The sequence below is a fragment of the Streptomyces sp. NPDC006265 genome (genome assembly GCF_040613555.1).
GTDB lineage: Bacteria > Actinomycetota > Actinomycetes > Streptomycetales > Streptomycetaceae > Streptomyces.
In genome coordinates this window covers 1-5,299 of sequence record NZ_JBEXSH010000646.1, presented here as the reverse complement: position 1 = coordinate 5,299, position 5,299 = coordinate 1, and the positions used below count along the sequence as shown (strand labels likewise).

The window sequence follows — 5,299 nt, the reverse complement described above, 5'->3', positions numbered from 1 at the left end:
GTACTGGACGTACTTGGGGTTTCGGCCGGTGCGGCGAGTGGGGGTACCCCCTGCTCGAGCGGAGTCGAGAGCGTGGGGGAGCGTGCCGGGCGTCGCGACGGGGCGAACGTTGCCTGTCGCGGCACTAGCCGTGCAGTTCCCGGTAGGCGGCCACCGCCCCGGGGTGCAGGGGAACCACGCCGGTGGAGATCAGACTGCGGGCGTCCAGGAACTGTGTGCCGAGGGCCGTGGTGGGGACAAGACGGGTTGCCCGGCGGACCAGTACGCGGGCGAGGGCGGCGGCGACGGGCGCGGGCAGGTCTGGGCGGCACAGGAGCAGGTTGGCCACACCGATGGTGGACACCTCGGTTGTTCCCCCGTAGGCCCCCGCCGGCACCGTCACCGCTTCCAGACCCGAGCCGGTCCGTCCCGTTCCGGCGCGCAGCCGGGGCAACAGGCCGGCCAGCGGCAGGAGGCGGATGCCGGGGCGGGTGTCGAGGCCGGAGAGCACGGACAGCGGTACGCCGCCCGCGACCAGCAGGGCGTCGATGGCGCCGTCCCGCATCGCGCGCGCCGCCTGCGGCATCAGCAGGTGGCGGATCCGTACGTCGACGCCCGGAGTGAGGCCCGCGGCGCGCAGCAGGCGGTCGCCGAGCACGGCACCGCCGGATGCCGGCGCGCCCAGTGAGACGGTACGCCCCGCCAGGTCTGCGACGCTGCGGACCGTCGCGTCGGCGCGCACGGCCAGTTGTACGTAGTTCTCGTAGACCCGCCCGATCGCACGGAGCGGGACACCGCGGCTGAACGGTGCCGAGCCGGCGTACGCTGCCCACGCGTTGTCGGCCAAGGCCAGCGCCACATCGGTCCGGCGCGTCCGGAGCAGCCGCACGTTGGCCACGCTGCCCTCGCTGTGGATCACCTCGCAGGATAGCCGGGGGTAGGCCGCCGTGACCTGGCCGGCGAGCAGCCGGCCGAAGGCTGCGTAGAAGCCGTCGGACTCGCCGGTCGCTATCCGCAGATCGCCCTGCGGGCCACGGTCCGTGTGCCGTGTGTCGGCTGTCGCGGCGCCTGCCAGCAGTCCGGTGTATGCCGCGCCGAGTGCCGCGCGCAGGGCGGTGCGGCGGGCGGGGCCGGTCAGGCCGTATGTCCCTTCGCCGGTCGGGTCCCGTCCCCGGTCCCCGGCCCCGTCGTACGCCCTGTCGTGCTTCACGCCGGATGTCCCTTCGCGGCTCATGCCGGATGCCCCTGGGGGAGCACGATCCTGACCCGCAGACCGTGTGGCTCGGTCGCCGCGCACTCGACGCGTCCGCCACGGCCGGTCACCAGTTGCTCGGCGATCGCCAGGCCGAGGCCACTGCCGCGTACGTCGCGGTGTCGTTCCGAGCGCCAGAAGCGGGTGCCCGCCTGAGTGAGTTCTGCGGTGGCGAGGCCCGGTCCGTCGTCCCGTACCTCGAACACCGCGTCCGGGCCCTCGGTGAAGCAGGACGTCCGGACGTGGGCGCCGCTCCCGGCGTACTTGATCGCGTTGTCGAGGAGGATGTCGGCCACCTGTGCCAGTTCTTCCTCCGTGCAGGGCATGACGACGGAAGGGCCGGGGGCGACATCCAGATGGACTCCGGCCTGCGCGGCCACCGGCTGCCACAGCTGGGCCTGGGCCGCGGCGACCGCCGTCGCGTCGCAGCGCGCTTCCCGCCCGTCGATGACGGACAGTTCACCGGCGCGGTGCTCGGCGTTCGCGAGGGCGAGCAGGTCGTCGAGGAGGTGCTCCATGCGTTCGAGTTCGGCCGTGACGCCGCCGTAGGTGCGGGCGGCGGAGGCGGGCAGGCGGGACTGGAGCGAGTCGATGCGCAGGCGTAGTGCGGCGAGCGGATTGCGCAGCTGGTGCGAGGTGTCGGCCACCAGGCGGCGCTGCTGTTCCAGTGCGGTGGTCACCGCGTCGGCCATGCGGTTGAAGGCGGTGGCCAGCTGGCGCAGTTCGGGCGGACCGCCGGCCCGGGCATGCTCGGCCGGCAGCCCGGCCGCCAGTGTGCCGACCGCATGGTCGAGGCGGTGCAGAGGGCGTACGACCCACCGCGTGGCGGCGCGGGCGAGCAGCACACAGGCCGCGGCGAACAGGCCCGCTCCCGCGAGGACCAGCGCCCAGCGCAGGGCGATGTCGTCGGCGGCGGCCCGTACCGAGGCACGCAGGACCACGGCCCCCGACACCCGGGTGCCGGTGCCCACCGGGCGGGCGAGCAGCTCGTCGTCTCGGGACCAGGGGCGCAGCGTGCCCCCGGGCGAGATGCGCTGGTTGCGCAGCGCCGCGTCGACCAGGCGGGAGACGGCGGGGTCGGCGGAACGCATGCCGTTCGTCTGGACCACCGGGGCGCGGCGGGCGTCGACGACCACCACCGCCTCGCCGTACAGCTCGGAGTAGCGGGTCACCTCGGCGGTCAGCACCCCCGTGTCGCCGTTCTCGGCGGCCTGCTCGGCCAGTGAGGCGAAGCGGTCGAGGTCGGCGGTGCGCGCCGCGACGAGCCGCTGCGTGCGCTGGGACGCGGTGACGCCCAGCAGCGGCACGGCGAAGCCGGCCACCGCGAGCACGGCGAAGGCCAGGACGACGGTCAGTACCCGGGTGCGCATGGAGGGTCCCTGCCGGCTCAGCCGCCGAACCGGTAACCGAAGCCCCGGATGGTGGTCAGCACCTCGGGACGGCCGAGTTTGGCGCGCAACTGGGTGAGGTGGACGTCGAGCGAGCGGGACACAGCGAGGTAGGCGTCACCCCACACCTCGTCCATCAACTGTTGGCGGCTGACCGCGGTACCGGTCCGGGCCGCCAGCGCGGCGAGGATCGCGAACTCCTTGGTGGTCAGCCGCACCTCTGCACCGCCCGCCGTCACGCGGCGCGCGTGGAGGTCGACCTCGACGTCGTCCACGCGGACCGTGCGCGGCGCCGGGGCGGCGGGTGCCCCGGCCCGGCGGATGACCGCGTCGATACGGGCCAGCAGTTCAGCCAGCCGTACCGGCTTGACCAGGTAGTCGTCGGCGCCCAGCCGCAGGCCACGCACCACGGACCGCTCGTCGCCCCGCGCGGTGAGAATCACCACCGGAAGGCCGCTCACCGCGCGCAGCTTGCGCAGCACCTCCAGACCGTCGAGATCGGGCAGGCCGAGGTCGAGCAGCAGCAGGTCGGCCTGGCGGTGCCGGGTGAGGACCTCTTCGCCGCGCCGTACCCGGGTGGGGAGGTGACCGTGTTCGTACAGGGCCTCAGTCAGCGCGCCGGCCACACCGTCGTCGTCCTCGGCCAGCAGCACACGCACGGTCGCCTCCTTCCGTCCCGTCGGCCTTGGGGATCCTTACGTCCGGGAAGCCCCCTCGTCCAGCGGGGATCCGTCTGACGTCTCGCGCATCCGAATGTAGACGAGCAGCGAGATCAGGACGCAGGCGGTGACGTAGTAGAAGTACCAGCTCTCGTGCCCGGCGTTCTTGAACCAGAGGGCGACGTACTCGGCGGTTCCGCCGAACACGGCCACGGTCAGGGCGTAGGGCAGGCCGACACCGAGCGCCCGGATCGAGGTCGGGAACAGTTCGGCCTTCACCACCGCGCTGATCGAGGTGTACAGGGAGCTGACGGTCAGCGGCACGACCATGAGCAGGAACGCGTACACGGGGTCGCTGGTGTGGGACAGCAGGGTGAGCGAGGGCACCACCACCACGGCGCCCAGCACCCCGAACGCGATCAGCATGGGACGGCGCCCCACCCGGTCGGAGAGCAGACCCATGGCCGGCTGCAGCACGACGAACACGAGCAGCGCGAAGAAGTTGATCCAGGCCGCCGTCGGCTTGGCGATGCCGCTGGTGTTGACCATGAACTTCTGCAGGTACGTGGTGTACGTGTAGAAGAAGAGCGTGCCGCCCATGGTCAGCCCGACGACGACCAGGCACTGTCGCGGGTAGGACAGCAGCAGCCGCAGGCTGCCACGCGCCGGCCCGCCGCCCTGCCGGTCTCCGTCCCCGCCCTCGGCCGCCGCGCGCTCGAAGCTCTCCGACTCGTCCATCCCGCGCCGCAGCCACAGGACGACGACCGCTCCCGCGGCGCCGACGACGAACGCGATCCGCCAGCCCCACGCCTCCATCTGCGCGGTGCTGAGCGCCTGCTGCAGAACGATCTGCAGGCCGAGCGCCACCAGCTGGCCGGCGATGAGGGTGACGTACTGGAAGCTGGAGTAATAGCCGCGGCGGCCGGGCGAGGCCACCTCGGACATGTAGGTGGCCGAGGTGGAGTACTCACCGCCGACCGAGAGGCCCTGCAGCAGCCGCGCGGTCACCAGGAGCACCGGCGCGGCAGCCCCGATCGAGCCGTACGACGGGGTCAGCGCCACGATCAGCGAACCGGCCGCCATGAGCGTCACCGACAGCGTCAGCGCCGCGCGGCGGCCACGGCGGTCGGCGTAGCGGCCCAGGACCCAGCCGCCGATCGGCCGCATGAGGAAGCCGACGGCGAACACCGCGGCGGTGTTCAGCAGCTGGGCGGTCTGGTCGCCGGCGGGGAAGAACGCGGCAGCGAAGTAGACACTGAACGCGGTGTACGCATACCAGTCGTACCACTCGATCAGGTTGCCGATCGATCCGCGCACGATATTGCTGACGACCCTGCGTTCATCGCGGCGCGGCTTCCGCGCGCGCTCGGTCGTGGTCTGAGTGGCCATCGGAACTCCCTTGTCTGCGGCCTGGCAGCACACAGAGTCGACGGCACGACAGGGCCGCCACAACATCCGGAACCAGGTCCTAACAGTTCCTTAGGGTCCTTGCATCAAGTCCGCCCGGGTCACGCGGCCCAGCGGCCCGCTCCGGGATGCCAGGCCGGCGGGACGAGGCAGGCAAGGTCGGAGTCCTGCCCGACGACGAACCGAAGCAAGGCGCCGCCGGCTTCATGAAAGCCCATGGCTGAGGCCCGACAAGCCGGCACCTGAGCCCTGCCCCGGCAGGCCTCAGGTCAATGTCCGGCCGGGGTTCGGCAGCTGTGGTCCTTGAAGCGGAGCGCCACGGCTCACTACGGAGATGTTGGCGGCCACCTGGCCGGAAAGATGTCGCCCCGGCGGCGCAGCCCCTCGCCCGGCTCCTCGAGGGACCATGTGCGGGCGCAGCGGACACTCGAGGGCAGTCCCCGGTGGCGCCGGGTGATCCGTGGCCGTCCACGGCGTGGCGCTGGTGGCCGCTCGCGCGTACGACCAGGCTCAGCCCGTCGTCCGGGGCCATCCTCAGATCCCTCCCCAGCTCCGAGCGGCGGGGAGTGTTCAATGATCGGCGGATCCGATGATCAAGGAGACGCACAGATGAG

General features: G+C 72.3%; 4 protein-coding genes. All 4 read right to left on the bottom strand.

From position 1 onward, the window contains the following. Positions 1-124 precede the first annotated feature (124 nt). Positions 125-1,117 carry a TAXI family TRAP transporter solute-binding subunit gene (locus tag ABZ281_RS36340; RefSeq protein WP_356662322.1) on the bottom strand — a complete coding sequence of 331 codons (993 nt, stop codon included), beginning with the start codon at positions 1,115-1,117 and terminating at the stop codon, positions 125-127. A gap of 92 nt (positions 1,118-1,209) precedes the next feature. Beyond that, entirely contained in the window at positions 1,210-2,601 is a 1,392-nt protein-coding gene (locus tag ABZ281_RS36335; protein ID WP_356662321.1) for a HAMP domain-containing sensor histidine kinase, read from the bottom strand. 17 nt (positions 2,602-2,618) lie between these two features. Next, the gene (locus ABZ281_RS36330) at positions 2,619-3,278 is read right to left on the bottom strand and encodes a response regulator transcription factor (protein WP_356662320.1); all 660 of its coding nucleotides are present in this window, start codon (positions 3,276-3,278) and stop codon (positions 2,619-2,621) included. 36 nt (positions 3,279-3,314) lie between these two features. Beyond that, positions 3,315-4,667 carry an MFS transporter gene (locus ABZ281_RS36325; RefSeq protein ID WP_356662319.1) on the bottom strand — a complete coding sequence of 451 codons (1,353 nt, stop codon included), beginning with the start codon at positions 4,665-4,667 and terminating at the stop codon, positions 3,315-3,317. Between the last annotated feature and the right edge of the window lie 632 nt (positions 4,668-5,299).